Consider the following 2651-nt stretch of genomic DNA (forward strand, 5'->3'; position numbering starts at 1 on the left):
CCGTTCTTGTCGTAGCCGCTGGCCCAGTTCACATCGACGAAGTTCTTGGCCGAGATGAACTGGCCGGTGACGCGGTCGATGACGAAGAAGAAGCCGTTCTTGGGCGCGTGCAGGATCACCTTGCGCGGCTTGCCTTCCAGCGTCAGGTCGGCCAGGATCATCGGCTGCGTGGAGGTGTAGTCCCAGTTGTCGCCGGGGGTCTGCTGGTAGTGCCAGACGTACTTGCCGGTGTCCGGGTTGAGCGCAACGATGGACGCCAGGTACAGGTTGTCGCCGCCGGCCGGGCTGCGCTTGTCCCGCTGCCAGGGCGAGCCGTTGCCGGTGCCGATGTACATCAGGTTGAGTTCGGGATCGAACGCCATGGCGTCCCACGCCGTGCCGCCGCCACCGGCTTCCCACCACTTGCCGGCCGGGTCCCAGGTCTTGGCGGCTTTGGCCATGGACTCGTCTTCAAACGGTTTGCTCGGGTCGCCCGGCACGGTGAACCAGCGCCACTTCTGTGCACCACTCTTCGCGTCATACGCGGTGATGTAGCCGCGCACACCGTACTCGGCGCCGCCGTTGCCGATGATCACGTTGCCCTTGAACACGCGCGGCGCACCGGTGATGGTGTAGCTGAACTTGCGGTCGATGATGGTGTCTTTTTCCCAGGCCACCTTCCCGGTGGCCGCGTCGAGTGCGATCAGGCGGCCGTCGTATGACGCCACAAACACCTTGCCCTCGTGCAGCGCCACACCACGGTTCACCACGTCGCAACAGCCCTTGTAGCCGGCCTCGCGCGGCACCTTGGGGTCGTAGCTCCAGATGCGTTTGCCCGTGCGCACGTCCACCGCGTGCACCACGCTCCAGGACGCGGTGACGTACATGATGCCGTCGACCACCAGCGGGGTGGACTCCACACCGCGCTTGGACTCGAGGTTGTACGACCACACCAGGCCCAGCTCTTTCACGTTGGCCGTGCTGATCTGGTTGAGCCTGGAGTGGCGCGTCTCGGCGTAGTCCAGGCCGTAGCTGGGCCAGTCGGCGGTTTGCTGCGCGTTGCTCTTCATGAACGCGGCGTTGACCTTGTTGACAGTGGCGGTGATGTGCGCGGCCGAGCCCTTGGCGGGTGCCTGGGCGAGCGCGGTTGCAGTCAGTGCCAGGGAAGCGAGCAGGCCGGCGGCCGTCCGCCACCCGAGACGGGCCAGGGTTGAGTTGTTCATCGTGTCTCCTGTGCAACCTGCTCCAGGCAGGCCTGTTGTGGGGCACCCGCTCGGGCATGCGCAGCCAGCGCGAAACCTCGGCGAGTTTTTGCATGTTCTTCCTCTCGCCCGCCGGTTTCATCCTCGGGATTTCCCTGAACCGCAAGTGTTCCGCGGTGGAACACCGGTGATCGGGACACCTGGAAGCCGGGCCGGAAGGTTCGGGCTTACCCGCATCGCTGCGCAGCCGATGAACGGGATACTGAAAGTTGATCCCGCCGCCCGAGGAAACACGCCATGCCCACGACGTCGTCTGGCCACCCGAACATGCCGCGCCAGCTCTTTTTCCAGACGCCGGAGCAGCGAACCGCGCTCGCACGCCAGCGGTTCTTTGACGAAGGCGCACGACCTTCGGGGCTGGTGGGCGAAGCGGTTCTCCAGTCCTGGATGCGCTGCCGTTTGTCGCACCGCGATCCCGTCGAGCCGGTGAGCTTCGAGCAGGTCAGCCGCAGCCGCGCACACGCCAGCCTGAACCGCAACCGCCAGCTGCTGCAGGCCGGCAACGTGGAGTTGCACCAGCTGGAGGCCGCGCTGCGCGGCACCGACTGTCGCGTGCTGCTCACCGATGCGCAGGGCGTGATCATCCACGCCACCGAACTGCCGTCGGCAGCACAACAGCCCCTGCTCAAGACCGCATCGCGCGTGGGCGTGAACATCGCCGAGCACCAGATCGGCACCACCGCGCCCGGCATCGTGGTGCGCACCGGCGAGGCCTGCACGGTGGCGGGCGGCGAGCACTACTTCCAGTGCCTGCAAACCATCCACTGCGCAGCTGCGCCCATTCGCGACATTCACGGCCAGCTCGCCGGCGTGCTCGACGTCTCGGTCGAGGCCGGCCGTTTCCATTTCGACCCGACCTCGGTGGTCGGCATGTACGCCGCCACGATCGAAAACCGGCTGCTGCAGTTGCAGTCCACACAGCACCTCGTGCTGCAGTTCCAGACCAGCCCAAGCCTGCTGGACACGCCACTGGAAGCCCTCGCCGGCATCGACGCCGACGGCCGCGTGCTCTGGCTCAACGGGGTGGCCCAACGCCTCACAGGGTGCAGCGTGCAAGGGCGGCCGGAGGTTCACGAAGTGTTCGGCCTGACGCTGGACGGCCTGCTCGCGCTGCACCGCCAGAAACCAGCACAGACCCTGCGCCTGCCCAACGGCCTGGCGGTGTGGATCAAGGGAAATCTGAACGCCAGCGATGGCACCGACTTCAACCACGCGGTGGCGCTGTCCGCACCCGCAGCGCCGCTCGCAGCCGAACCCGTGGACAAGTCGGTCCCCAACGAGGCACCGGCAAGGCTGGTGGACCACAGCCAGCGGTTGATCGAAACCACGCTGGCCGACTGCGACGGCAACATCGCCAAGGCGGCGCGGGCACTGGGGGTGTCGCGCGGCATGTTGTACCGGCGGCTGCAG

General features: G+C 66.7%; 2 protein-coding genes. One reads left to right on the forward strand and one right to left on the reverse strand.

All coding sequences use genetic code 11. The features are described from left to right. On the reverse strand, nt 1-1202 hold a 1202-nt coding region (locus tag Q0C59_RS18560), incomplete at its 3' end, for a PQQ-dependent dehydrogenase, methanol/ethanol family (RefSeq protein ID WP_291218342.1). Between the two features lie 276 nt (nt 1203-1478). On the opposite strand from Q0C59_RS18560, the gene Q0C59_RS18565 reads away from it, so the two are divergent. Continuing rightward, a partial coding sequence (locus tag Q0C59_RS18565) for a helix-turn-helix domain-containing protein (protein WP_291218344.1) occupies nt 1479-2651 on the forward strand: 1173 nt, incomplete at its 3' end.

It is taken from the genome of Hydrogenophaga sp., from assembly GCF_022844385.1.
Taxonomy (GTDB): Bacteria; Pseudomonadota; Gammaproteobacteria; order Burkholderiales; family Burkholderiaceae_C; genus Hydrogenophaga.